Genomic DNA, 23,621 nt, shown 5'->3' on the forward strand with positions numbered 1-23,621 from the left:
ACTCCGCCATGCAGTCAGTCTGCATGGATGTCCACGGAGCAGTCACCGTTATGCATTCCGCGCATAGGCCTGCCGGCCGCTGCGGCCTTGCTGGCGGGCGCCGTGTGGGCGCTGCATGCGCCGATGACTTTATCTCCCAACCCGGCCTGGGCCTTGCTGGCGGTCGGTGCGGCGGCCTGGCTGTGGTGTTGGCCATTGCGGATTCCCGGGCTGCTCGCTCTAGGGTATGGCCTGGCGACCTTGCACGCGGGACAGGTGATGGCCCACACATTGCCGGCCGAGTGGGATCGCAAAACCGCCACTCTTATCGCCACTGTCACGGATCTGCCCCAGCTTGAGCCCAAGGGGGCACGTTGGCGCATGCGCGTGGAATCGTCGCCGCTGCCCACACTGCGCCATCAGAGCATCCGTGTCAGTTACTACCCCTCGCCCAAGGACGGTGCAGATGGCGGCGAGGACTTCGCCTCTAGGATCCATGTCGGCCAACGCTGGCGCTTAACGGTGCAGTTGCGTGCGCCGCGATCGCTGATTAATCCCGGCGGGTTTGACGGTGAACGGCAGGCGTTTGCACAGCGTCTGGTGGCGACGGCAATTCTCAAACGACCTGAGACGGCACGACTGCTGGAGTCGCGACAGGGGCTCAATGCCTGGCGTGAAGGGATGAGTGCGCGAATCGCTGCAACGACAACATCCCCGTATGCTCGGTTTATTCGCGGTTTGGCGCTGGGCGATACGCGGTCACTGACGGACTCCGACTGGACTATCCTGCGCAACGACGGACTGACACACCTGATCGCCATCTCCGGATCGCACGTGGGTTTTGTCGGTGCGATGTTTGCCCTGCTGGTCGGTGCTTGGCTTCGGCTCTTTCCGCGCGTGCAACGCGCCCTGCCACGACCGATCGCCATGAGTGTGGCCGCGGCCGGAGGTGGACTGCTGTATTGCGCGGTCACCGGCAACGAGGCGCCGACCCTGCGTACCGCGCTGATGATGGCGGTGCTGGCGGTAGCCGCGGTGCAGCGGCGTCGCATTGCGCCGCTGGATCTGCTGGCTCTCGTCGTTATGCTGATGGTGCTGTTCGATCCGCTGGCGGTGATGGGCGCGGGGTTCTGGTTGAGCATGCTGGGCGTGGGATGGCTGATGGCGGTGATGCCTTCGCACAACGAGGGCACGCTACGGACTTTTATGCGCACGCAGTTTGTTGCGACCTTTGCGCTGATGCCGGTGGCGATGCTGTGGTTCGGTCAGGTCTCCATTGCCGGCTCCTTAGCGAACTGGATCGCGGTGCCGTGGTGGAGCGGGGTGGTGGTGCCCTTGGCGTTGATCGGAACGGCGTTAGAGGCACTAATGCAGGGCGCAGGTGCGTGGGCGTGGAGTCTGGCATCGTGGGCGTTCGGGTTGACGTGGCCTTTGTTCGAATGGATCGCGGCGCGTGCGTGGTCCATGGCCTGGATGCCGTCCGTTTCGTTGGCGGTGTTGCTGATCGCTTGTGTGGGAACGCTGTGGATGACCATGCCGCGTGGCATGCCGATGCGGTGGCTGGGACTGGTCGGTATGGTGCCGTTGTTCTGGCCTTGGTTGCCGCGGCCTGCGTATGGGAACATCGAGCTGCGGGTGATTGATGTCGGGCAGGGCTTGTCGGTGTACTTGCGCACCCATCGGACGGATGCGCTCTACGATGCAGGCCCAGCAAAGCCGGGTGGGCGCGATGAGGGGGAGCTGTCGGTGTTGCCTTCGTTACGGGCGATTGGGGTGCGACGCCTGGCCTGGATGATGCTCAGTCATGGCGACAACGATCACGCCGGTGGGGCCGCCAGTGTGCGACGCGGCATGCCGGTGCAAACGGTATGGGCGCCGCAAGGTGCAAAGGTGCCGGAGTCGCAACGTTGTTTTCGCGGCCAGCGCTGGCAACAGGATGGCGTGCGCTTCGAGGTGCTGTGGCCACTGCGCGGGAGTCCGTATCTGGCCAATGATTCGAGTTGCGTGCTGCGGATCGAGTCGCGCTCAGGAGTGGCCCTGCTGACCGGCGATATCGGCGTGGACGTAGAACGCGAGCTGGTGCGCCTGAATGCGGCCCAATTGCGGGCGCAACTGGTGAGCGCGCCGCATCACGGCAGTTTGACTTCGTCGTCGGACGCGCTGATTCGGGCTGCAGGGGCCAAGTGGGTGCTGGGCGGCACCGGTTACCGCAACATGTTCCGGCATCCTCGGCCGGCGGTGGTCAAGCGCTGGCACGATGCAGGCGCCCGATTTCCGGTCACGGCCGACTACGGCATGCTGACCGCCACGTCGAGTCCGCAGGGCTGGAAGGTCACGGCCCTGCGCGAACAGCGGCCGCGCCTGTGGGACGCACAGCGGCATCGGCAGGGATCGGCAGTTACGGTATCCTATGAGGATGACCGAAGCGGCCTATAGCTCGCCCTGGAGCACGTACAAACGCCTGTTGGCGACTGCTAAACCGTATCGCCCGCTACTGCTGCTGGCTCTGATCGGTATGCTGCTCGAGGCGGCGGCCGGCGGCTACTTCACGCTGCTCATGAAACCCATGGTCGATCAGACCTTTGTGGAACGCAGTGCGCAGGTGAGCTGGGCCATTCCCTTGACCATCGTGGGCCTGTTTGTGGTGCGCGGCTTTGCCGGCTATCTGTCCGATGTGTTCATGGCCAAATCCGGTCGCAGCATCTCGCGCGACTTGCGAGTCACCTTGCTGGGTAAGTATCTGCGCCTGCCGGGTTCGCGCTTCGACGACGAGCCGGTGCCATCCATGCTGATGCGGCTTGGTAACGACAGCGATCAAGTTTCGTTTGCAGTGATTGACGCCATGAAGGTGCTGATCCAGCAGTCTTTGCAGGCGCTGGTTGCATTGGGTGTGATGCTGTACACCTCGTGGCAGGTGACCGCGGCGATCCTGCTGATGGCGCCGCCGCTGGCTTGGATTATGGACCGCGTCGGTAAGCGCTATCGCCGCATTGGCCATCGCGTGCAGGAAAGCGGTGCCCAGCTGATGCTGCTGGCTGATCAGGCGCTGACGAATCAGCAGGACGTCAAAGTCTATGGCGCGCAAGCGGCCGAGGTCGGGCGGTACGGGCAGCAGGCCGATCGTCATCTCGAACTGGGTCTTAAGGTGGAGTCCACCCGCAGCGTGTCCTCAGCCATCGTGCAGCTGATGGGCGCCGTGGGCCTGGCCCTGTTGATGATTTTTGCAGGGCGCGAAGCATCGGCCGGGCGGTTGAGTGCGGGCGGCTTCGTCGTGCTCATGGTCAACATGATGGCGATGATTCCGGCGCTTAAGCAGTTGACCAATGTGCAGGGCATGATTCAGCGCGGTATCGCGTCGGCGCAACGCATGTATTCCGTGCTGGATGCAGCCGACGAGCCCGATCAGGGAACTGTGGATCCGGGACGCGTGCGCGGACGCATCGAATTCCGTAACGTCAGTGCGCGTTATCCCAATGCGACCGCGCTGGCGCTGCAGGACATTAGCTTTGTCGCCGAGCCTGGTACGGTGACCGCCATCGTTGGACGATCGGGTAGTGGCAAGACCTCGCTGATTCAATTGCTGCCGCGCTTCTACGAGCCGGAGGCAGGGCAGATTCTGCTCGATGGTGCCGAGGTGCGCGAACTTAAACTATCGGCCCTGCGCCGGCAGATTGCTTATGTCGGACAGCGGGTTCTGCTGTTTGACGGCACGGTCGCTGAGAATGTGGCCTACGGTGAGTTGGCCGATCTCGAGCGCGAACGCCTGCAGCAGGCCATTGCTGGTGCTAATGCAGCGGAGTTCATCGAACGTCTGGACCACGGCGTGGATACGGCGATCGGTACCGGCGGCGGCAAGTTGTCCGGGGGCCAACGTCAGCGTCTGGCCATCGCCCGTGCCATGCTGAAAGATGCGCCGATACTCATCCTTGACGAAGCGACGGCTGCCCTGGATACCGAGTCGGAACGTCTGGTGCAGGCTGCACTGGAGCGGCTGATGCCCGATCGCACCACCTTGGTCATTGCGCACCGCCTGTCCACCATTGAACATGCGGATCAGGTTCTGGTGATGGATGCCGGTCGCATCGTGGAGCGCGGCACGCATAGCGAACTGCTCGCAAGTGATGGCATGTATGCGCATCTCCATCGCATGCAGTTTCATGAGCCGCAGTCGGCATGAGTAAGCGCCAACCTCCGTCGTACTGGTACGGCAACCAATCTGTACCTTGGACCGCACGCGCGCTGGCGGGTGTCTATGGCACCGTGACGCAGTGGCGTCGCAAAGCCTATCGCAATGGGTGGTTAAAGAGCGGCTCGGTGCCGGTTCCGGTGCTGGTCGTCGGCAATCTGACCACGGGTGGTACGGGCAAGTCGCCGACGGTAATCGCCATCGTTAAACGACTGCAGGCCGAGGGTTACCGCCCGGGTATCGCCAGCCGCGGTTACGGCCGCAGCGATGAAAAGCAGGCCCTGCGCGTCACTGCCGAAACGCCTATTGCTGATAGCGGTGATGAGCCGGCCATGCTGGCTCGCGCAACCGGCGCCCCGGTGCAGTTGGATGCGAATCGACTGGCCGCTGCACGCGCGCTTGTTGCGGACGGTTGCGATGTGATTGTCTGTGATGACGGTCTGCAGCACTACGCACTGGCCCGCGATCTGGAAATCGAAGTCATTGATGCCGATCGCCGCTACGGCAATGCCATGCTGCTGCCGGCCGGCCCCTTACGTGAGCCGGTGGAACGTGGCGATGAAGTGGACTTCCGCATTCTGAATTGGGCGACGACTGAGCCCAGGCAGTTGGTGCGCGGACTGTGGCCCATGCAATATCGCTACGGTGATGCGGTCAGTGTTGCCACCGGCAAGACCCGATCGCTCGACTCGTTTCTGCAACGCCGCGTTCACGCAGTTGCCGGTATCGGCAATCCCGAACGCTTCTTTGAGTTTCTGCGTCAGCGCGGCATGCTGATTATTCCGCATGCGTTTGCGGATCATTATCCGTATGCACCCGCCGATTTGCAGTTTGAGAAGGCACTGCCGGTACTGATGACGTCTAAAGATGCAGTGAAATGCCGTGCCTTTGCTGCGTCGAACGTCTATGAGCTGCCGATCGAAGCGCAGTTGCCGGATGCCTTCTGGAATCAGTTGCTGGAGCGGGTCGCACAGATTAAAGAGCGCAGGAATCCGCAGGTGACTGCATGACCGATTTTGTCGTTGCCATTCCCGCGCGCTACAGCGCCACACGTCTGCCCGGCAAGCCCTTACGTGATATCGGCGGCAAGCCGCTGGTCGTGCGCGTGGTCGAGCGTGCATTGCTCGCGGGTGCGGCCGAAGTGTGGGTTGCGGCGGACGACGAGCGCATCCTAGACGCTCTAAAAGGTACACCTGTACGAGTAGCTCTCACAGCGACCACGCATCAATCGGGAACCGATCGGCTGGCCGAATGCGCGCGAATTGCGGGGTGGGCCAATGATCGTATTGTGGTGAATCTGCAGGGCGATGAGCCATTCGCTCCCGCCGAGGGCATTCGTGCCGTCGCGCGCCTGCTGGAAGCCTCTGAGGCGCCCATGAGCACCTTGTGTACGCCAATTACGGAACTGCGTGAGCTGCTGGACCCGAACGTTGTCAAAGTGGTGGCCAATCAGCGCGACGAGGCTCTGTATTTTTCGCGCGCGCCGATTCCGTTTGCCCGTGACGCGTTTGCGTCCGGTATGACCGAGTTGCCGAAGGGACTGCGTGCTCTTCGACATATCGGGATTTACGGTTACAGGGCCGGGTTCCTGCAGACGTTCAGTGCCATGCCGCCATCGTCGTATGAGCAGATGGAATCCCTGGAACAGTTGCGGGTGCTCGAGGCCGGTTATCGCATTGCCGTGCAAGTGACCCCGGCGGCGTTCCCGCCCGGCGTGGATACGCCCGAAGATCTGGAGCGGGCGATCCGCCATCTTGCTGCCGGCTTGGCATGAGTGAAGACCGACCCGCTTTTGACGGCAAGGATTTTGTCCGGCATCTGAGCACCGCTCCCGGTGTGTATCGCATGCTGGATGCGCAGGGCAACGTGCTGTATATCGGCAAGGCCAATGCCTTGCGCAACCGCGTTTCGAACTATTTCAATCAGTCGCCCAAGTCGCCGCGCATTCAGACCATGATTGCGCAAATCGCGAGCATGGAAGTCACGGTAACGCGCACCGAGGCCGAGGCGCTGATCCTTGAAAACGAGCTGATCAAGTCGCTGAAGCCGCGCTATAACGTGCTGCTGCGCGACGGCAAGAGCTACGCGTACATTCTACTGACCGATGCTGAGGTGCCGCGTGTGATGTCGCATCGCGGGCCGCGGAGCGTGAAAGGGCAGTATTACGGCCCATATCCCAGCGGCCTTGCCATTCGCGAGACGCTCAACCTGATCCAGAAGCTGTTCAAGCTGCGCAGTTGCGAAGACTCCGTATTCCGTAACCGCTCGCGGCCCTGCCTTCAATATCAGATTGGGCGCTGCAGTGCGCCGTGCGTGGATTTTATCGAGCCCGACGAGTACGCCGAATCCGTTGCCCGCGCTCGCATGTTGCTCGAGGGCCGTAGCGACGATCTGACCGCCGATCTGTCGGCACAGATGCAGGCTGCCAGTGAGGCGCTGAACTTTGAGCGTGCCGCGCGTCTGCGCGATCTGATCGCTGCAATTCGCACCGTGCAGGCGCGTCAGTATGTCGATGGCCGTGCTGCCGATCTGGATGTGCTGGCGCTGGCGCGAGAGCAGGGCGCTGCCTGTGTGGTGCTGCTGGCTTTCCGCGACGGTCGCAACTTCGGCACGCGTTCGTTTTTCCCGCGCATTCATGGTGGCGAGAGCGACGGCGAGATTCTGTCGGCATTTATCGCCCAGTACTACCTTGAGCACAATCCGCCGATGGAAATCGTCACAGCGGTGGAGCCCGATGATCGCACCGTGCTCGAAGAAGCTCTGGCATCGGTGTCGGGACGCAAGGTGCGGATCCGCAATACGGTGCGTGGCGAGCGCGCCAACTACGTGGAAATGACACGTCGTACGGCAGAACTGGCGTTAACTGCGCATGTCTTTAGCCACAGTGCACAACTGCAACGGGTAAAGGATCTGCAAGCCTTGCTTGGCCTTGCCGAGACACCGAATCGCATTGAATGCTTTGATATCTCGCACACCATGGGCGAGGCCACGGTGGCGTCGTGCGTGGTATTTGATCGCACCGGCGCCGTGCGCCAACAGTACCGTCGCTTCAATATCACCGGCATTGAACCCGGCGATGACTACGCGGCCATGCACCAGGCGCTGACACGCCGCTTCCGACGCGCCATCGAGGAGGGCACGCCCTTGCCCGATGTGCTGCTGATTGACGGTGGTAAAGGGCAAATCGCCCAAGCCCGCGATGTGCTGACCGAACTTCAGGTGCAGAACGTCACTATCGTCGGCGTGGCCAAAGGCCCCGAACGCAAGGCAGGCGAGGAAACGCTGATTTTGCCCGACGGCACCGAACTGCAGCCTGGCGCCGCATCGCCCGGATTGCAGTTCGTGCAGCAGGTTCGCGACGAAGCACACCGCTTTGCCATCACCGGTCATCGCGGTAAACGCCAGAAAGCCCGTAATGCCAGCGCGCTCGAGGGCATTGACGGCGTCGGTCCTAAACGCCGATCGCAGATGCTCAAGCATTTTGGCGGTTTACAGGGGCTGAAAGCGGCGGGAATCGAAGAGATTGCCCGCGTCGACGGCATCAGCGACAATCTAGCAGAACGCATCTACGCAGCCTTACACGGCATGGACGCCTGACAACATCTTGAAACTTAATCTTCCGACCATCCTGACCTTGCTTCGCATCGTGCTGATTCCGGTGCTGATCCTGGTGTATTACTGGCCCAATTCCTGGACCAATATTGCGGCGGCTGCCATTTTTGCCTTCGCCTCCGTTACGGATTGGCTCGACGGATGGATTGCCCGCAAGTGGGATATGCAGAGTCGTTTCGGCGCGTTTCTCGATCCGGTGGCAGACAAACTGATGGTTGCGGTGGCACTGGTTCTGGCCGTACAACACCAGCCAACGCAATGGATGTCGCTGTGGGTGAGTGTCATTATCGGCCGCGAAATTGCCGTAAGCGCCCTGCGCGAGTGGATGGCTGAAATCGGCCATCGGAGCAAAGTCAAAGTGGCGCTGCTCGGCAAAATCAAGACACTGGTGCAGATGGTTGCCGTCACGTGCCTTCTGTTTCGCGAAGACTTTCTGGGCCTGCCGATCTTTGCCATCGGTGAATGGCTGCTGGCCGGAGCCGCGCTTTTGACATTGTGGTCCGGGCTGGATTACCTGCGCGCCGCATGGCCAAGCCTAGTCGATCAGAACGACTAAAACTGAAATAATTGCGTGCAAAAGGTGTTGACAGCCATCGGGAAATCGGTCTAAAATCTCGGTTCCGCTGCGGGAGTAGCTCAGTTGGTAGAGCACGACCTTGCCAAGGTCGGGGTCGAGGGTTCGAGTCCCTTCTCCCGCTCCAATTATTCATTGGAGTCAGCGGTAGCCCGTGTTCGGTCCTGTATTGGAGTGATCATCAGGGGCCGAGTTGCAGAGTGGTTATGCAGCGGATTGCAAATCCGTCTACGCCGGTTCGATTCCGACCTCGGCCTCCATCCTCCACTTGGCTGGCAGGGGCTAAAAGACAATTAAATGCGGGAATAGCTCAGTTGGTAGAGCACGACCTTGCCAAGGTCGGGGTCGAGGGTTCGAGTCCCTTTTCCCGCTCCATTGTTTATCAGATTACGGTCGCTAGCAGCGGCCGTTTTTCGTTTTCGGCCCTATAAATGATTACGGCCGCCAGTGGCGACCGTGTGGGTATCAGACGTCGATCGGTGCCGGTTCCGGCTCCAAGTCCGCGGGCTGACGCCAATGATGCGTCAGATCGGCAATGACAACGACGTAGTCTGTAGTATTGCCCGACGTGACTTGGGTCGAGCTGATTTCAACGGGGGAGCGGCGTCCGTCCGAGTCGATACCGGTGCCGGAATAATCATCGCCCTCTTTGGGCTGGGCCGATTGCAGGGTCTTAAAGCTGCCGAGGACACGCTCGCCTGTGCCGCTATCGGCAAGGAGCTCTGTCAACTTCTTGCCCTGCAGGGTCAAAGGGTCCCAGCCGAAAACTACAGTAGCTGCACGATTGCTGGTCAGCATGGAACCGGCCGTGCTGACGGTAAAGATGGCCTCACCGGTTCTGTCCAGAATGGCGCGTTAGCGCTCGGTCTGAGTCTGCAGCAGTTCAAGAGCTCTGTGGCGCTGCTTGTTAATTCGGAAAATGGCCGCAGCGCAGGCGACCAGGCAAAGACCCAGCAGGATCAGCGTGCTCAGCACATTGCTCTGTAATCGGTTGCGGTACAAGTTGGCGTTCCTATTGAGATCGCGCCAGCGTTGATTGGCGGAATTATTGAGCAATTCCGACTCTTTCTCGATATCGGCCAGCATGGCCCTACGCAATGGGGCAGGGCCCTGCATTCGCGTATTGGTGATGTAGGCTTGGGCCAACGAATTGATTCGCTGCAGACGTTCCCGATCCAGGGGGCTCAGCGAATTAGTGGACATCAGGCTCATGGTGATCCGTGCCAACTCCACGTAACCCTGCTCGGGTGCGGATACCGGTTTGTCCGCGAGGTCTACCGGCAACGGACTGGCCGGTTCGCCAACCTCGGAGGCGCCTAATTTGGTCGTTGCCGTCTGCAAGTCCTTTAAAGTCAGGCGCAATTCAAATGCATCGGTCGCCAGGTCGCGGTTGTCGCGTAATTCCTTGGCGGCATGCGAGTAATAGACTGCAAATCCCAGCGCAAAGATGACGGTGATGACTAGTATCACAAGTAGTAGTAGCGGGCTACGACGACCCGGCGAGGGTAGTGACATGGACTATTCGGCGCCTTAGGTAATCGTATAAGGATATACCCGAACTGAGTAGTGCAACACGCTTAAGATGGTATTATTTCAAACGCACGGGAATGTGGCGAAATTGGTAGACGCAGCAGACTTAAAATCTGCCTCAGCAATGAGTACGGGTTCGATTCCCGTCATTCCCACCACACCAATTTTAGCGGGTGCGCATGCGTTATTTGGCGTTAGTCACAGTTTTCGTGCTGCTTGCTCTCGCAGCCTGGGCCTCATGGGTCCATTCCGCTTGGTGGCTGGCCGCGGTGGCGCCCTTGCTCCTGCTGGCAGCGGCCGGCATCTATGACCTGCTGCAACCGCAATCCACGCTGCGGCGCAATTATCCGTTGTTAGCCCATCTCCGATTCTTTCTCGAATCCATCGGACCCGAGCTGCGACAGTACTTTGTCCAGGCTGACCTTGATGAGGTCCCGTTCTCCCGCGCTCAGCGTTCACTGGTGTATTCACGAGCCAAGAAAGTCAGCGATGTGGTGGCCTTCGGCACCTTGGGCAATGTCTACGGTGAAAGCTACGAGTGGATCAATCATTCGCTGGCCCCGGTCAGGATTGCCGAGCCCGACTTTCGCATTCGCATTGGCGGACCGCAGTGCCGGCAGCCATACGATGCCAGTGTGTTCAACGTTTCGGCCATGAGCTTTGGCGCCTTGAGCGCTGCTGCCGTGCGAGCATTAAGCAACGGTGCCGCGCTTGGCGGGTTCTATGTAGACACCGGCGAGGGTTCGGTATCGCCTTATCATCTCGAGGGCGGTGGTGATCTCGTCTGGGAACTGGGCACCGGTTACTTTGGCTGCCGCACGGAGCAGGGCGGTTTCGACGCGGATAAGTTCCGCGCTACAGCGGCCAATCCGCAGATCCGCATGATCGAGATCAAGCTCTCGCAGGGTGCAAAGCCCGGCAAAGGCGGGGTCTTGCCCGGCGCCAAAGTCTCGCCGGAGATTGCCGCGACACGCGGCGTACCGGTCGGCGTTGATTGCATTTCGCCTGCATCGCACTCTGCATTCGACTCGCCGTTGGGCCTGCTGCAGTTTGTCCGGCAGCTGCGCGAACTCTCCGATGGCAAACCCGTCGGCTTTAAGCTGTGTATCGGCCACCCGTGGGAGTGGTTCGCAATCGTCAAGGCAATGGTGGAATCGCAGATCCTGCCGGACTTTATCGTGGTTGATGGTGCCGAAGGCGGCACCGGTGCGGCGCCCGCTGAGTTCATTGATCACGTCGGCGTGCCCATGCACGAGGGCCTGCTGCTGGTTCACAACACGCTGGTTGGCGCCGGCCTGCGCACTCAAATTCGGCTTGGCGCTGCGGGACGGATCACCAGTGCCTTCGAAGTGGCCAAGACCATGGCGCTCGGTGCGGACTGGTGCAACGGGGCCCGTAGTTTCATGTTGTCGCTGGGCTGCATCCAGTCGTTGAGCTGCCATACGGACCATTGCCCGACCGGTGTCGCGACGCAGGATCCGCGCCGCTGGCGGCAACTCGATGTCACGGACAAGTCGCAGCGCGTGTTCAATTATCACCGGGCCACGGTGCATGCGTTGGCCGAGCTGCTGAGTGCTGCGGGCCTGTCGCACCCGCAGGAACTGGGCCCCGAGCATGTGCTACGGCGGATCTCACCGACCGAGGTTCGTGCCTTCGACCGGATTTATAATTTCATTGCGCCCGGTTCGTTGCTGGGCGATGACTTGCCGGATCATGATGTGCTCACGTCGTTCTGGCAGCAGGCTCGCGCGGACAGTTTTACGCCGCCACGTTCCGTCATGGAACACCGCAAAAGCCGCGAATTCTAAGGAGCGCGGAACTTGAAAGATCCGAATGCTGAACGCTGGGGTTATACCTGGCTTGCTATTGCTGCCATTGTCATGGCATTGGCACTGATCTACATTACGACCGGAATCGTCTGGAACTAATCGTCAGTACAGAGCGTCTTGCAGTGGCGGAGATACCAGCCGCTGCCGCCCTCGACACTCGCCGCATCGACCGGTTCGAACATGGCGCTACGTTCCATCGGGCGCTCGTAGATGTGCAATGAGATGGCCGAATCCGTCGCATCGCGGTTATGAATGGTGTGGTATTCGTGCGGTGGAATCAGACGGCCGGCGGAACCCGTACAAGCCTGCAGACAGGGAGTCCGATGAAACCGATAGCGTTCGCCGTCGGTTTCGAGTAATTCGTACTGGGCGATTTCGAGTTCGCCCTGCCACACGGATTCGACACACCAGAGGCCGCTATGATCGTGCACGGGTGTGCCTTGCTCAGCAGCCCAGGTCATGGCAACGACGCTGTAGCCCAGGTCATCGCTACGGTAGATCTCGCGGCGGGCGTAGTGGTCATCGACCGGTTCAAAACAGCAGGCAGGCAGCTGCACCGCCGGATCGTTATAGAGCTCAATGAGAGCGCAGCGGATCGCCTCGGTGGTGGCTTGCGCATCGTCCGGTGTAATGGCCGCGTCAAAGGCGCGGATCATTTTGTCTTTACCGGGGAAGTCGTACTGCACCATGCGAATCTCGCTGAATTTAGGACGCTTTGGCCATTATAGGCGATGCAGGTAATCGCGCACCGCGGGTATGAATCGGTCGTAATCCACCAGAAACGCGTCGTGTCCCTGCGGTGACGGCAGCGACAGGAACTGCGTTGGAGCACCGGAACTGGCCAGCAGCTCCGCGATCTGTTCCTGCTGCTGCACCGGAAACAGGATGTCCGTCTGCACGCCGATCACCAGCGCGGAGTCGAGTTGCACGCGTTGCAGATCCTCAATGCGCTCAAACCAATCCATTGCGCGGCTCATGAACAGATAGCTGTTCGGGTCAAAATAGCGCACAAAGCGGCGGGCATGGCCTTCGAGATAGGACTCGACCGCGAACTCCATGCCAAAGGGATCGTCGTCGTCGGTATCGGAGTCCAGTCGCACACGCCCAAAACGCCCATCCCATTCAATCGCAGAGCGGTAGGAGATGACGCCGAGTTTGCGGGCCATACGCATGCCGGACTCGGGGTAGCTCTCGTCGGTGTAGTTGCCGCCGTCCCACAACGGGTCCAGTCGAATGGCCTCGCGTTGCAGTGAGCGAACCGCGATGGAAAAGGGCAAAGCCGTAGCCGCAGCAGAGACGTCGATGAGGTGGCGGACGCGATGCGGATGGTCACAGGCCAGAGCCAGTGCCGTCATGCCACCCATCGAGGCACCGATCACGACTTGAGCGGTTTCAATCCCAAGATGTTCCAGCACATGCGTAGCGGAATCGGCCGCATCCTCGATGGTTAAGTTCGGGAAATCCAGGCGATACGGCGTACCGGTGTCCGGATTCATCGAGGCAGGACCCGTCGAGCCTTTGCAACTGCCCAGACTGTTGACGCAAACAACAAACCAATTGTCCGTGTCGATGGCCTTGCCGCTGCCGATCATCGGCTCCCACCAGCCGGGGGACGGGTTCGCGTCCGTGGCGGCGGCATGCGCATTGGCTGACAGACCGGTGAGTATCAGGATCGCGTTGGAGGCCTGCGCGTTGAGCGTGCCCCAGGTCTCATAGGCAATGCGGGCGCCTTCGATGCTGCGGCCATCACGAAACGTGTAGGGCGAAGGCAATGGCGCAAACAGAGAACCTGCCGGAGTAAATTCCATCAGTTGGACTCCGGAATTTGTAGCGTGACGGAGCCGCCGGAGTGTGCTTTGACTTCCTGGCTGCGCAGATCGTCAGCGGCCGGTGTCGCGGTACCTTGCATCGAAACCCGCGCACTGATGGAGACCTCGCCCGCCTGGCTGAGGCGACCGGCCGGCATCGGTGCATCGGCATCGGTCAGGTAAACCGTAGAAGGCAACTCGTCCGGGGTATAACGCTTAGCTGCGACCGGCATACCCTGGCCTTGGCGCTTGGCCGCGACAAAGATCGCGGCCTCGGGTGGCAGACGACGCCGCAACGTGTCAGGTAGACGAACCTGCACGCGCAACGCTTCGGGCGGCAAGGCGCGGAGACGTTCGGCGGACAATGGCGATTGACCTGCAGCCTCGCGGGCCGCATTGACCTCGGACAGAAGCGCTTCGCCGGCGCTGCGATCCATCGTGCTCAGCAAGGGTTCCCAGGTCGCAGCTGCCTGTGCATTGAGATTCCGTTGGCGCTGCGCGATACCCAGGAACCAGCGAGCTCGCTGGTGTTGTGCGTTGCTGTGCAGCGCGGTCTGCAGCCAGCCCATGGCTTCATCGCTGATGCGGTGATCCGCAGCAGCAAGCGATTGGGTTTCGGCAGCTTGGGTCAGGATGTCGGCGTCTTGCGGTGCGGCGGCGACAGCTTTGCGCAGCGACGGACTGACGGCGTCGGCATGGCCTTCGGTCAGATCTGCTTGAGCGAGCAGCAACCAGGCCTGTGCATCATCAGGGTGCGTGCGGACGCGTTCACGTAACTGCGCCACTGCATCCTGCATGGTAGTTGCCGGCAAGGCGAGTTGCGGATTCAGGGCGTTTGGCGTGCCGACAATCATGTACAGACTGGCGATGACCACACCGAGTGCAACGGCCATTCCCAGCAACCGGGCAGTGCCCATACTGTGCTGCAGTGGTTTTAGCGCCACGGCCAATACGAGTGTGACCAGTGCGAGCCCGATCAATGCAAAAACTAAGGTGCTCACCATTTCACATCCTGTTGGTCGGCATCCTGCACAGCGGCAGGTCGATGGCGCCGTTGCCACATCCATAAACCGGCGCCGGCAATGATTACCAGTAGACCCGGTGCAATCCACAGCAGTGCAGTCTTACCGCGATAGGCCGGCTTGTAGAGAACGAACTCACCGTAGCGGGTCACAAGGAACGCGCGGATCTCATCGTCGTTGTGGCCCTGACGCATCAGGGTCAGCACTTCCTTGCGCAACTCAATGGCGATTTGCGCATTCGAATCGGCCAGCGACTGGTTCTGGCACATCACGCAGCGCAGTTCTGCGGCCAAGGCGTGAAAGCGTTGCTCCTCGGCGGCATTACGGAATTCCAGCGGGACATTGCCGGGAACTTGAGCGGTCGCTACCGGCGACCACAGCAGCGCAAGGCATAGCAGCAGTGCGTAACGAATCATTTGAACAGCCCCGGCGCTTCACTGGCCAATTCGGTCAGCAAGGGCATCACTTCGGAATCAATGATCTCCTGACTAAGCGGTCCGACATGTTTCCAGCGGACGACTCCTTTGCCGTCGATCAGAAACGTCTCGGGTGCGCCGTAGATGCCGAAATCAATCGCAGTCCGTGAATCGCTGTCGACCATTACGGCGTAATACGGATTGCCGAACTGCTCCAGCCAGCGCAGGGCATCGGCACGCTCATCGCGCCAGTTATAGCCCACGACTTTGATCTTTTGCTTTTCTGCAAAGGCCGTGAGGACCGGATGCTCAACCCGACACTCCGGACACCAGGAACCCCACACGTTGAGTAAGTACGGCGCGCCCGCGAAATCGCGCGGTGTATAGAACTTATCGGGCCGGTGCAGATCGGGCAGTTTAAAGTCCGGTGCTTTGCGGCCGATCAATGTCGAAGGCAACGCATCGCGATTGTCATCGCGCGCGAGGTAAATCCCGCCGGCCAGTAGTGCGCCCACCAGAAGAGCAAGGATCAGCGGCATCCAGCGCCAGATCGAATTGCGAGTTGTCGTCATGGCGAAGTTTCCTCGACCGGACGCAGTGTCACACGGCGGAAGCGACGATCCGTGGCGGAAACCAGACCACCGGCCATCATCATCAGAGCGCCGAGCCAGATCCAGCGCACTAGCGGTTTGATCTGTACCCGCAGAGCCCAACGATCATTGCCTACCGACTCGCCTAAGGCGACGTACAGATCGCGTGTGATGCCGGCGTCGATTGCAGCTTCGGTCATGATCTGTTTACCCGCCATGTACTGACGCTTTTCAGGGTGCAGAGTGACCACGGTCTTATCGCCTTGCGTCACCGTCACGGTTGCACGTTGCGCCACATAGTTGGGGCCCTGTACGGATTCCACGCTGTCCATTCGGAACGTATAGCCGCCCAGATCGTGCGAGCCGCCTAGTGCCACCGCCACTTCGGTCTGCTGATTGCGTGCCTCAACGACCAAAGCGCCGGCGAGAAACACCGCCACACCAAAGTGCGCCAGCAGCATGCCAACGGTTTCGGCATTCAAGCTGCCTTGAGCGCGTCGCCGCCACCAGTACGCCAAGGTGCCGGTAGCGATCCAGAGGGAGAGCAGCACCGCTGCAGCGGTTTTCCAGTGGCTGGGGCTGGCGGTCAGGTGCACGGCTAAAGCCGCGAGCACGGCCAGCGTCCACCACGGCAGTAAGGCCTTGAGCGTGTCGGGCTGATCGCGACGCCACTTGAGAAAGGGGCCTAGCGGCAGCACCAGCACCATCGGTGCCATTAGCAGCACAAACATCGCAGCAAAGTAGGGGGGACCCACGGAGATCTTGCCCAGATTCAGCAGGTCAGCCAGCAGCGGATACAAAGTGCCCAGGCACACCATCGCAGCGGCGACGGTCAGCAGCACGTTGTTGACGAGCAGGGCGCCTTCGCGCGAGATCCAGGAAAAGCCGGTGGACTCGGTGGCTCGCGTCTCCGGTGCACGCAGCGCATACAGCACCAGCGATCCGCCAATGACCAAACCAAGGAACACCAGAATGAAAACACCGCGCGACGGATCCGAGGCGAAGGCATGCACGCTGGTCACAACGCCGGAACGCACCAGGAAGGTGCCGAGCAAGGACAGTGAGAAGGCCGCAATGGCCAGCAGCAAAGTCCAGCCGCGGAACTCACCGCGCTTTTCAGTGACCGCCTGCGAGTGAATCAATGCCGCACCAACCAGCCACGGCATAAAGCTCGCGTTCTCGACCGGATCCCAGAACCACCAGCCGCCCCATCCAAGTTCGTAGTACGCCCACCACGAGCCCAGTGCAATACCAAAGGTCAGGAATGCCCAGGCCACCAGCGTCCACGGACGCGTCCAGCGAATCCACTGCGCATTGAGACGGCCATCGAGCAATGCGGCCACAGTAAAGGCGAACGGCACGACAAAGCCGACGTAGCCGAAATACAGCATCGGCGGATGGATGATCAGGCCCGGATCCTGCAGCAGCGGATTCAAGTCGGCACCTTCGGCGGCGGCCGGGAGAACGCGTGCAAACGGGTTGCTGGTAAAGATCAGGAAGGCCAGAAAGCCTACGGAGACCATGCCCATCACGGCCAGCACGCGCGCCACCACCGGCATCGGCAAGGAGCGCGAGAAGCGGGCCACGGCCAGAGACCACAAGCTCAGGATCAATGTCCACAGCAACAGCGAACCCTCGTGCGCACCCCAGACCGCCGAGTAGCGATAGAGCAAAGGCAGCAGCGAATTGCTGTTGTCGGCCACGTATTGCACCGAGAAGTCCGCTGTGACGAAGGCGTAGGTCAGCAGGCCAAATGCTGCTGCGACCAGCACAAACTGCAGCACTGCAGCCGGGCGTGCGGTTTGCATCCAGGCGGTGTTATTGCGATGAGCGCCTAGCAGCGGCAACACCGCCTGCAGCAGACTGACCAGCAAGGCGCAGATCAGCAGCAGCTGCCCGATTTCAGGAAGCATCAGGCCCCAGATCATGGTGCTGGCGTCTCCTGCACGTTGTGCTTGCGATGGGACACGCCCATCTTGTCAGCGACTTCCTTGGGCATGTAATTCTCATCGTGCTTGGCGAGCACTTCTTCGGCGACGAACGTATCGCCGCGCATGCTGCCGGTGGCGATCACCGCCTGATTCTCACGAAACAGGTCCGGCAGGATGCCGGAGTAGGCGACCGCTAACTGTGCATCGCCATCGGTCACGGCGAATTCGGACTCCAGAGTCCCGTCGGTGCGACGGAAGCTGCCCTTGGCGACCATGCCGCCCAAACGGAAACGGTCGGCCTTGGCGGTTGCACCGGCTTTCACCTCGGAGGGAGTGTAAAGAAACGTGGCATTGCGTTGCAGCGTGATGGCCACCAGTGCGGCGGCAGCAGCAGCAGCGAACACCAGTGCCAGTATCAGCAGCAAGCGGCGACGGCGGACAGGATTCATTGTTCGTCCTTAATTTGCAGTAGAGCTTGGCGACGCGCATGTCGGCGCATCGAACGAAGGGTGAGCATTGGTGCCAGCCAATCCCAGATCAGGCCGGCAGCAAACACGGCCAGGGCACTCCAGACATAAGCGGCGTAAGTCATGACTTGGTGTCCAGTACATCTTGCGCCCAGCGCTTGTCGGCCTCGCGACGCAGATTCTCGGCGCGGGCGCGGCGCAACAGGGACGCGACGAACCAGCAGTTCACGGCAACAAACATCCAGATGATGGGCGTGGTCATGGACGGATCCATTTTGGACTGGCCAAACACACTGAAGGTCGAACCCTGATGCAGCGAGTTCCACCATTCAACGGAGTACTTGATGATCGGCAGCAACACCACGCCGACGATCGACAGGAAGCCCGCAGCACGTGCGGCGGCGCGGCGGTCCTCGATGGCGTTGTACAGAGCCATCACGCCGAAATACAGGAACAGGAGCAGCAATTCCGTGGTCAGGCGCGGATCCCAGACCCACCAGGTGCCCCACATGGGCTTGCCCCAGATCGAGCCCGTCACCAGTGTGACCGCAGTAAACATGGCGCCGATCGGCGCGCAGGCCATTGCAAGAATCTCTGCGAGTTTGATATGCCAGATAATGCCGATGGCAGAGTACACGGCCATCGCGGCATACACGGCCATACTCATCGATGCGGCCGGCACGTGAATATAGATGATGCGAAAGCTATCACCTTGCTGATAGTCCGCAGGGACAACAAACAGTCCCTGATACAGGCCAACAGCACCGCACAGCAGCGAAAGCACCAGAAACACCGGTGCCCAGCGACTGGCGAACCGATGAAAGTAGGGCGGTGATCCCAACATGTGGAACCAGCGGACGATAGGATTCATGTCAATGCAACTCGCATGGCGGCGGCAGTTGCCCATGGCGCAAGCACCACGGCAATCACCAGTCCGATCAGTAATTGAAGAAGGCCGTTCCCCCACGGATCAAGTCCGAGCGTGGCGGCGGTTACAGCGGCCGTACCAAAGATCAGCACCGGCACGTAAAGAGGCAGGGCCAGCAGCGCCATCAGCAAACCCGCGCGGCGCATGTGCACGGTCAAGGCCGCGATGACGGCGCCGATCAGGCTCAGTAGCAGCGAGCCAATGGTCAGCGACAGCATTAGCCACGGCAATTGCGCGGCCGGGAACTTCATTAGCAGCGCCAGCAGCGGTATGGCAATCAGCAAGGGAAGCGTCGTCACGCACCAGTGCGAGAACGTACGCGCGGCCATCAGCCAGCCCAGAGGAGCGGGTGAAAGCAACCATTGTTCCAGCGAGCCGTCTTCGGCATCGGAGCGGAACAGTTGATCGAGAGTCAGCAGTCCGGCCAACAACACCGTGACCCAGATGACGGCGACGGAAACGCGCTGCAGCAGTTGCGCATCGGCATTTAACGCAATTGCGAACAGGGCAATGACCAGCACGCTAAACCAGACGGGCTGTAAGGCATCGCCACGACGCCGCCAGGCTAGGCGGACGTCCCGACGCATCAGGGCAGCAGCGGTTCCAATCAGCGACGGCATCATGCGGTGGCCGCCTGCAGGTGCAAGGTGCGCGTGCGCACCGGTGGTGCGGCGTAGGCCCCGTGTGAAGTCAGAATGGCCGCGCCACCGGCGGCAACGTGTTCGGCGATCAGTTGATTGACCAGCTCAATGCCGGGCAAGTCGAGGTTGGCGTACGGCTCATCGAGCAACCACAGCGGCGCTTGCGATCGCCACATGCGGGCCAATGCCAAACGTTTGCGTTGACCGGCAGACAGTTGCCGGAACGGTGTAAAGGTGTAGGCCAGCAAACCCACGCGCTTTAGCGCTTGCATCACCGTGCGGTCCGAACGGTGACCCTGCAATGCGCCCAGATGTTCCAGGTTCTCAATACACTGCAAGTCGGCCTTGAGGCCGGGCAGGTGGCCCAGGTAGCTGATGCCCGTGGCTTGCAGCATGGGCGTAGCGACTAGTCCGTTCAACGTGACCTGGCCATTCTGCGCCTTAAGCAAGCCGGCCAACACACGAATCAGGGTGGTCTTGCCGGCGCCATTTTCGCCTTCGATCAGTAAGGCCTCACCGGACTCGACCGCCAACGACAACGGCCCGAAAACGATCTGATCGTTACGGGCAAAGCGCAGATCCGTTGCGCGCAATAGCGGTGGGTTGGACGGGGCAGTCAAAGGCGACTTGAAAATCCGGACGGTAAACAGCCCATTTTAACCGTTTGGCCACACAGGCTGGTGGGCAGGTGGCTTAAAATCGGTACTTCAATCGCCGATTTGGGCGATAGTCCCGAACCGAATTCAGGAGTTGCACCGAGATGTCGCGAGTTCCCGCGCCGATTACCCGTCTGCCCAAGGTGGGCACCACCATTTTTACAGTCATGTCGCAGCTGGCTATGGAGCATCAGGCGGTCAATCTGGGCCAGGGTTTTCCTGATTTTGATGTGCCGGAACGTCTGATCAACGAGTTGGACAAGGCGATGCGCACCGGTCAGAACCAATATGCGCCAATGCCCGGTACACCGGCGTTGCGCGATGCCATCGCGGACAAGACCTTGGCCTGCTACGGCGTGCGTCCGGATCCTGCCACCGAGATCACCGTGTGTTCCGGTGCGTCGGAGGCCATCTTTAACGCCGTTGCCGCGGTCGTGCATCCCGGCGACGAGGTCATTGTTCTGGATCCCTGCTATGACTGCTACGAACCCGCGATTGATCTGGTCGGCGGTGTTGCCGTGCATGTAGGCCTGGATCCGGAAACGTTCGCGCCCGACTGGGATGCGATTCGCGCTGCGATCACGCCCAAAACCCGTTTGCTGATGATCAACTCGCCGCACAATCCTTCGGGTGCGATCTGGTCTGCGCAGGACATGGCCACGCTCGATGCACTCTTGGCCGACACCGGCATCTATCTGCTCTCCGACGAAGTGTATGAGCACATCGTGTTTGACGATGCGCGCCATGAGTCCGCGCTGCGTTATCCGGGCCTGCGCGAGCGGGCATTCGTGATCTCATCGTTTGGCAAGACCTATCACTGCACCGGCTGGAAGCTCGGCTACGTTGTGGCGCCGCCGATGCTGACGGCGGAGTTGCGCAAAGTGCATCAGTACAATACGTTCTGCACGTTTGCTCCTGCTCAGGCCGCATTCGCTGCCATGATTCGTGATGAGCCCGAACATTATCAGGAGCTCGGAGCGTTCTACCAAAAGCGTCGTGATGCATTCCGTGAGCAGTTGGGTCGTACCCGCTTTCGCGCCTTGCCGGTGCCGGGCGGTTACTTCCAGTTGGTCGATTACTCGGCGATCAGTGATATGAATGACGTCGAGTTCAGTCGGTGGCTCACCATCGAGAAGGGCGTGACGGCCATTCCGTTGTCACCGTTCTACGCGCAGGCGCCGCAGGGTCAGCGACTGGTCCGACTCTGCTTTGCCAAGAGTGATGCCACGCTGGCCGCTGCGATTGAACGCCTGGAGGCTTTGTGAGCGAGCGCGTGAGCCAGCCGCAATTGCGTTTGGCCCTGGTGCAGGGCGATACGCTATGGCATGACCCTGAGGGCAATCGCGCCCATTACGCCAAGCTGCTGGAGCCGCTGCGGGGCCAGGCCGATCTGATTGTGCTGCCGGAGACCTTTACGTCGGGCTTCTCTAACGAGTTTCTGTCGCGAGCAGAATCCGAAGGCGGCCCCACGCTGGAGTGGTTGCACGAGCAGGCGCAGCGGACCGGCGCCGCAATCACCGGTAGCGTCCAGGTTCGCGACGGCGATCAGGTCTTTAATCGCATGTATTTTGTGACGCCCGCAGGCGACGTCAGCCGTTATGACAAGCGCCACCTGTTCCGGTTCGCAAAAGAGCACGAGCGCTACGCTGCCGGTAAGGATCGCGTCATTGTCGAATACAAGGGTTGGCGCATCCTTCTGCAGGTCTGTTATGACCTGCGATTCCCGGTGTTTTCACGCAATGCGCCGGATGCGCAGGGTGAGGCCGCCTTCGATCTGATGCTGTATGTGGCGAACTGGCCTGCGGTGCGCTCGTATCCGTGGATTCAGTTGGCCAAGGCGCGTGCCATCGAAAATCTTGCCTATGTGGCAAGCGTCAATCGTGCCGGAACCGATGGCAACGGTCTGGAGTATTCGGGCGACAGTGCCATCTATGACTTCAAGGGGAAGGTGCTGGCCGAGTGCCGCGATGCGGCCGAGCAAGTGGTCTTCGGATCGGTCTCAATGGCAGAACTGCAAGCGTTTCGTGCGCAGTTTCCGGCCTTGCTTGATGCCGATGCGTTTGAAATTACAGACCGCTAAGCGATTCCAGCCACTTCATTAGGCCGTACAGCACACCGCCGATCAGGGCGCCGATCACGGTGCCGTTGTAGCGTACGTACTGCAGGTCGGCGCCGATGCTTAGCTCCAGCTCGGAGGTGAGTTCGTCGGCCGGCCATCGTTCCACGCGCTCCACGATAAAGCGTCGAATGGATTCGCGATAACGCCCCAACGCGGGATCGACCAGGGCCTCGATTTGCGTATCGAGCCATTGGCGCATCGCTGCATCCTCGGCCAGATTGCTGCCGAACGCGGACACGGTACGCACCACATGCTCGCGCAGAGTGCTCTCAGTGCCGAGCGCTGTATCGGTTTCAATCCACTGCAGAAACTGTCGCCATAGACCTTGCAGATAATCGGCCAATGCAGGATTGGCGAGTAGGGTGTCGCGCAGCTGTTCGATGTGAGCACGGGTATCACCGTCATGGCGCAAGCGTTCGACAAAGGCCAGCATCTCGTCGTCGATTCGCTGCCGCATCGGATGCTCCGGATCTTCGATCATCTCTGCCAGCAAGGTTCGCAACGCATTGAGAATGCGCTCGGTAATACGGTCGGCCACAAGATCATCGACTTGCGCCCACTTGAGAATCTTCCACATCGAATCGCCAACGCGCGCAGTAATCTCCTGGCGCAGTTCATCGGATTCCAGCTTGGAATGCAGGAACACCAGTACGTTGTCGAGCAGGCCGGCATGTCGCCGATCGCGGGTCAGTAGCTCCAGAGCTTGGGCCGCAACCGTAGCGATATCCAGGCGTGCCAGTCGATCAATGGCCGTACGTTGGACAAAATGATGCAGCTGCGGACTGTCGAGCAGGCGGACCAGGTGCGGGAACACACGCAAGGAAAGGTCACCGAGCCGTGCATTGGCCTGCGGGTCATTGACATACCGCGACAGTCGCTCTGCGGGTTGCAGATCCCGCAGCTTGGCGATGACCTGTTCAGTTCCGAGAAAATGATCCGAGATAAAGTGTGCCAGATTGCTGCCGATGGCATCTTTTTTGGCAGGAATGATCGCCGTATGCGGAATCCAGCGCTGACCCATCGGGTGGCGGAATAAGGCGACTACGGCAAACCAGTCAGCAAGTCCGCCGATCATCGCGGCCTCGGACATTGCAATCAGCAGGCCAACCGACCAGTGCGATACGCGCCCCTGCAGCAGGCTGCCCACCACAAACAGCGCGGCAGCGAAAACCAGCATCAGTAGAGCGGTTCGCTTCTTCTGGCGCAGTTGCCGTGCTTTTTCGGCGCGTCGATCCTGGACGGGGTCACTCACTACGGGTAGTCCTTTTCCTACAACGAATGGCGTCGTTTTCCTAAGTGTACTTGGGAGCCGGTCTGATGCCCGTTGACGAAA

At 60.5% G+C, this 23,621-nt stretch carries 23 protein-coding genes and 4 tRNA genes; 13 read left to right on the forward strand and 14 right to left on the reverse strand.

Annotation, left to right across the window (positions count from 1 at the left end; genetic code table 11):
• Positions 1-27: 27 nt before the first annotated feature.
• The 9 genes from V3390_RS06755 to V3390_RS06795 all read left to right on the forward strand — a co-directional run bounded on the left by V3390_RS06755 (position 28) and on the right by V3390_RS06795 (position 8,726).
• Positions 28-2,415: a DNA internalization-related competence protein ComEC/Rec2 gene (locus V3390_RS06755; protein ID WP_331703899.1), complete on the forward strand. Its 2,388-nt coding sequence runs from the start codon at positions 28-30 to the stop codon at positions 2,413-2,415.
• Complete coding sequence (gene msbA, locus V3390_RS06760; protein ID WP_331688579.1) at positions 2,396-4,156, forward strand: lipid A export permease/ATP-binding protein MsbA; 1,761 nt, start codon at positions 2,396-2,398, stop codon at positions 4,154-4,156. Before V3390_RS06755 ends, msbA begins: the two co-directional genes overlap by 20 nt.
• On the forward strand, positions 4,153-5,175 hold the full coding sequence (gene lpxK / locus V3390_RS06765) for a tetraacyldisaccharide 4'-kinase (protein ID WP_331703900.1): 1,023 nt from the start codon (positions 4,153-4,155) through the stop codon (positions 5,173-5,175). Before msbA ends, lpxK begins: the two co-directional genes overlap by 4 nt.
• Positions 5,172-5,939: a 3-deoxy-manno-octulosonate cytidylyltransferase gene (gene kdsB, locus V3390_RS06770; RefSeq protein ID WP_331688581.1), complete on the forward strand. Its 768-nt coding sequence runs from the start codon at positions 5,172-5,174 to the stop codon at positions 5,937-5,939. The genes lpxK and kdsB overlap by 4 nt, the downstream gene beginning before the upstream one ends.
• A complete protein-coding gene (gene uvrC / locus V3390_RS06775) occupies positions 5,936-7,762 on the forward strand; it encodes an excinuclease ABC subunit UvrC (protein ID WP_331688582.1) in 1,827 nt (608 codons plus the stop codon). Before kdsB ends, uvrC begins: the two co-directional genes overlap by 4 nt.
• A gap of 7 nt (positions 7,763-7,769) precedes the next feature.
• Positions 7,770-8,333 carry a CDP-diacylglycerol--glycerol-3-phosphate 3-phosphatidyltransferase gene (gene pgsA / locus V3390_RS06780; RefSeq protein WP_331688583.1) on the forward strand — a complete coding sequence of 188 codons (564 nt, stop codon included), beginning with the start codon at positions 7,770-7,772 and terminating at the stop codon, positions 8,331-8,333.
• 69 nt (positions 8,334-8,402) lie between these two features.
• Positions 8,403-8,478: transfer RNA gene (locus tag V3390_RS06785), tRNA-Gly, on the forward strand.
• Between the two features lie 59 nt (positions 8,479-8,537).
• Positions 8,538-8,611 (forward strand) — tRNA-Cys (locus V3390_RS06790).
• A gap of 39 nt (positions 8,612-8,650) precedes the next feature.
• Positions 8,651-8,726 (forward strand) — tRNA-Gly (locus tag V3390_RS06795).
• A 90-nt stretch (positions 8,727-8,816) separates the two neighbouring features.
• On the opposite strand, the gene V3390_RS06800 is transcribed toward V3390_RS06795, so the two are convergent.
• Positions 8,817-9,200: a PAS domain S-box protein gene (locus tag V3390_RS06800; protein ID WP_331704329.1), complete on the reverse strand. Its 384-nt coding sequence runs from the start codon at positions 9,198-9,200 to the stop codon at positions 8,817-8,819.
• A gap of 6 nt (positions 9,201-9,206) precedes the next feature.
• On the reverse strand, positions 9,207-9,866 hold the full coding sequence (locus V3390_RS06805) for a hypothetical protein (RefSeq protein WP_331703901.1): 660 nt from the start codon (positions 9,864-9,866) through the stop codon (positions 9,207-9,209).
• A gap of 88 nt (positions 9,867-9,954) precedes the next feature.
• On the opposite strand from V3390_RS06805, the gene V3390_RS06810 reads away from it, so the two are divergent.
• Both V3390_RS06810 and V3390_RS06815 read left to right on the forward strand, forming a co-directional pair.
• Positions 9,955-10,039: transfer RNA gene (locus V3390_RS06810), tRNA-Leu, on the forward strand.
• A gap of 21 nt (positions 10,040-10,060) precedes the next feature.
• On the forward strand, positions 10,061-11,689 hold the full coding sequence (locus V3390_RS06815) for an FMN-binding glutamate synthase family protein (protein ID WP_331703902.1): 1,629 nt from the start codon (positions 10,061-10,063) through the stop codon (positions 11,687-11,689).
• 116 nt (positions 11,690-11,805) lie between these two features.
• Here V3390_RS06815 and V3390_RS06820 read toward each other — a convergent pair whose 3' ends face one another.
• Genes V3390_RS06820 through ccmA form a run of 11 tightly spaced genes read right to left on the reverse strand, consistent with a single transcriptional unit; the run spans position 11,806 to position 20,133 of the window.
• On the reverse strand, positions 11,806-12,399 hold the full coding sequence (locus V3390_RS06820; RefSeq protein WP_331688586.1) for a cysteine dioxygenase family protein: 594 nt from the start codon (positions 12,397-12,399) through the stop codon (positions 11,806-11,808).
• Between the two features lie 33 nt (positions 12,400-12,432).
• On the reverse strand, positions 12,433-13,521 hold the full coding sequence (gene metX / locus V3390_RS06825) for a homoserine O-acetyltransferase MetX (protein WP_331704331.1): 1,089 nt from the start codon (positions 13,519-13,521) through the stop codon (positions 12,433-12,435).
• A complete protein-coding gene (locus tag V3390_RS06830; RefSeq protein ID WP_331703903.1) occupies positions 13,518-14,519 on the reverse strand; it encodes a tetratricopeptide repeat protein in 1,002 nt (333 codons plus the stop codon). The genes metX and V3390_RS06830 overlap by 4 nt, the downstream gene beginning before the upstream one ends.
• Entirely contained in the window at positions 14,516-14,956 is a 441-nt protein-coding gene (locus tag V3390_RS06835) for a cytochrome c-type biogenesis protein (protein WP_331688588.1), read from the reverse strand. The genes V3390_RS06830 and V3390_RS06835 overlap by 4 nt, the downstream gene beginning before the upstream one ends.
• A complete protein-coding gene (locus V3390_RS06840) occupies positions 14,953-15,528 on the reverse strand; it encodes a DsbE family thiol:disulfide interchange protein (RefSeq protein WP_331703904.1) in 576 nt (191 codons plus the stop codon). The genes V3390_RS06835 and V3390_RS06840 overlap by 4 nt, the downstream gene beginning before the upstream one ends.
• On the reverse strand, positions 15,525-17,459 hold the full coding sequence (locus V3390_RS06845; RefSeq protein WP_331704332.1) for a heme lyase CcmF/NrfE family subunit: 1,935 nt from the start codon (positions 17,457-17,459) through the stop codon (positions 15,525-15,527). Before V3390_RS06845 ends, V3390_RS06840 begins: the two co-directional genes overlap by 4 nt.
• Before the next feature lie 11 nt (positions 17,460-17,470).
• Positions 17,471-17,926 (reverse strand): cytochrome c maturation protein CcmE, encoded by a 456-nt coding sequence (ccmE, locus tag V3390_RS06850; RefSeq protein ID WP_331703905.1) that lies wholly within the window; start codon positions 17,924-17,926, stop codon positions 17,471-17,473.
• Positions 17,923-18,069 (reverse strand): heme exporter protein CcmD, encoded by a 147-nt coding sequence (locus V3390_RS06855; RefSeq protein WP_331688591.1) that lies wholly within the window; start codon positions 18,067-18,069, stop codon positions 17,923-17,925. The genes ccmE and V3390_RS06855 overlap by 4 nt, the downstream gene beginning before the upstream one ends.
• Positions 18,066-18,815 (reverse strand): heme ABC transporter permease, encoded by a 750-nt coding sequence (locus tag V3390_RS06860; protein WP_331703906.1) that lies wholly within the window; start codon positions 18,813-18,815, stop codon positions 18,066-18,068. Before V3390_RS06860 ends, V3390_RS06855 begins: the two co-directional genes overlap by 4 nt.
• Positions 18,812-19,495: a heme exporter protein CcmB gene (gene ccmB, locus V3390_RS06865; RefSeq protein ID WP_425493026.1), complete on the reverse strand. Its 684-nt coding sequence runs from the start codon at positions 19,493-19,495 to the stop codon at positions 18,812-18,814. The genes V3390_RS06860 and ccmB overlap by 4 nt, the downstream gene beginning before the upstream one ends.
• Positions 19,492-20,133 (reverse strand): heme ABC exporter ATP-binding protein CcmA, encoded by a 642-nt coding sequence (gene ccmA / locus V3390_RS06870; RefSeq protein WP_331688593.1) that lies wholly within the window; start codon positions 20,131-20,133, stop codon positions 19,492-19,494. Before ccmA ends, ccmB begins: the two co-directional genes overlap by 4 nt.
• Before the next feature lie 140 nt (positions 20,134-20,273).
• Between ccmA and V3390_RS06875 the strand changes: the two genes are divergently transcribed.
• Positions 20,274-21,434 (forward strand): pyridoxal phosphate-dependent aminotransferase, encoded by a 1,161-nt coding sequence (locus V3390_RS06875; protein ID WP_331703907.1) that lies wholly within the window; start codon positions 20,274-20,276, stop codon positions 21,432-21,434.
• A complete protein-coding gene (locus tag V3390_RS06880) occupies positions 21,431-22,249 on the forward strand; it encodes an amidohydrolase (RefSeq protein ID WP_331688595.1) in 819 nt (272 codons plus the stop codon). The genes V3390_RS06875 and V3390_RS06880 overlap by 4 nt, the downstream gene beginning before the upstream one ends.
• Here the strand turns inward: V3390_RS06880 and V3390_RS06885 are convergent.
• Complete coding sequence (locus V3390_RS06885) at positions 22,236-23,540, reverse strand: DUF445 domain-containing protein (protein ID WP_331703908.1); 1,305 nt, start codon at positions 23,538-23,540, stop codon at positions 22,236-22,238. The two genes, V3390_RS06880 and V3390_RS06885, sit on opposite strands and share 14 nt — an antisense overlap.
• Between the last annotated feature and the right edge of the window lie 81 nt (positions 23,541-23,621).

The sequence above is a fragment of the Aquilutibacter rugosus genome, assembly GCF_036541335.1.
Lineage (GTDB): Bacteria > Pseudomonadota > Gammaproteobacteria > Xanthomonadales > Xanthomonadaceae > Aquilutibacter > Aquilutibacter rugosus.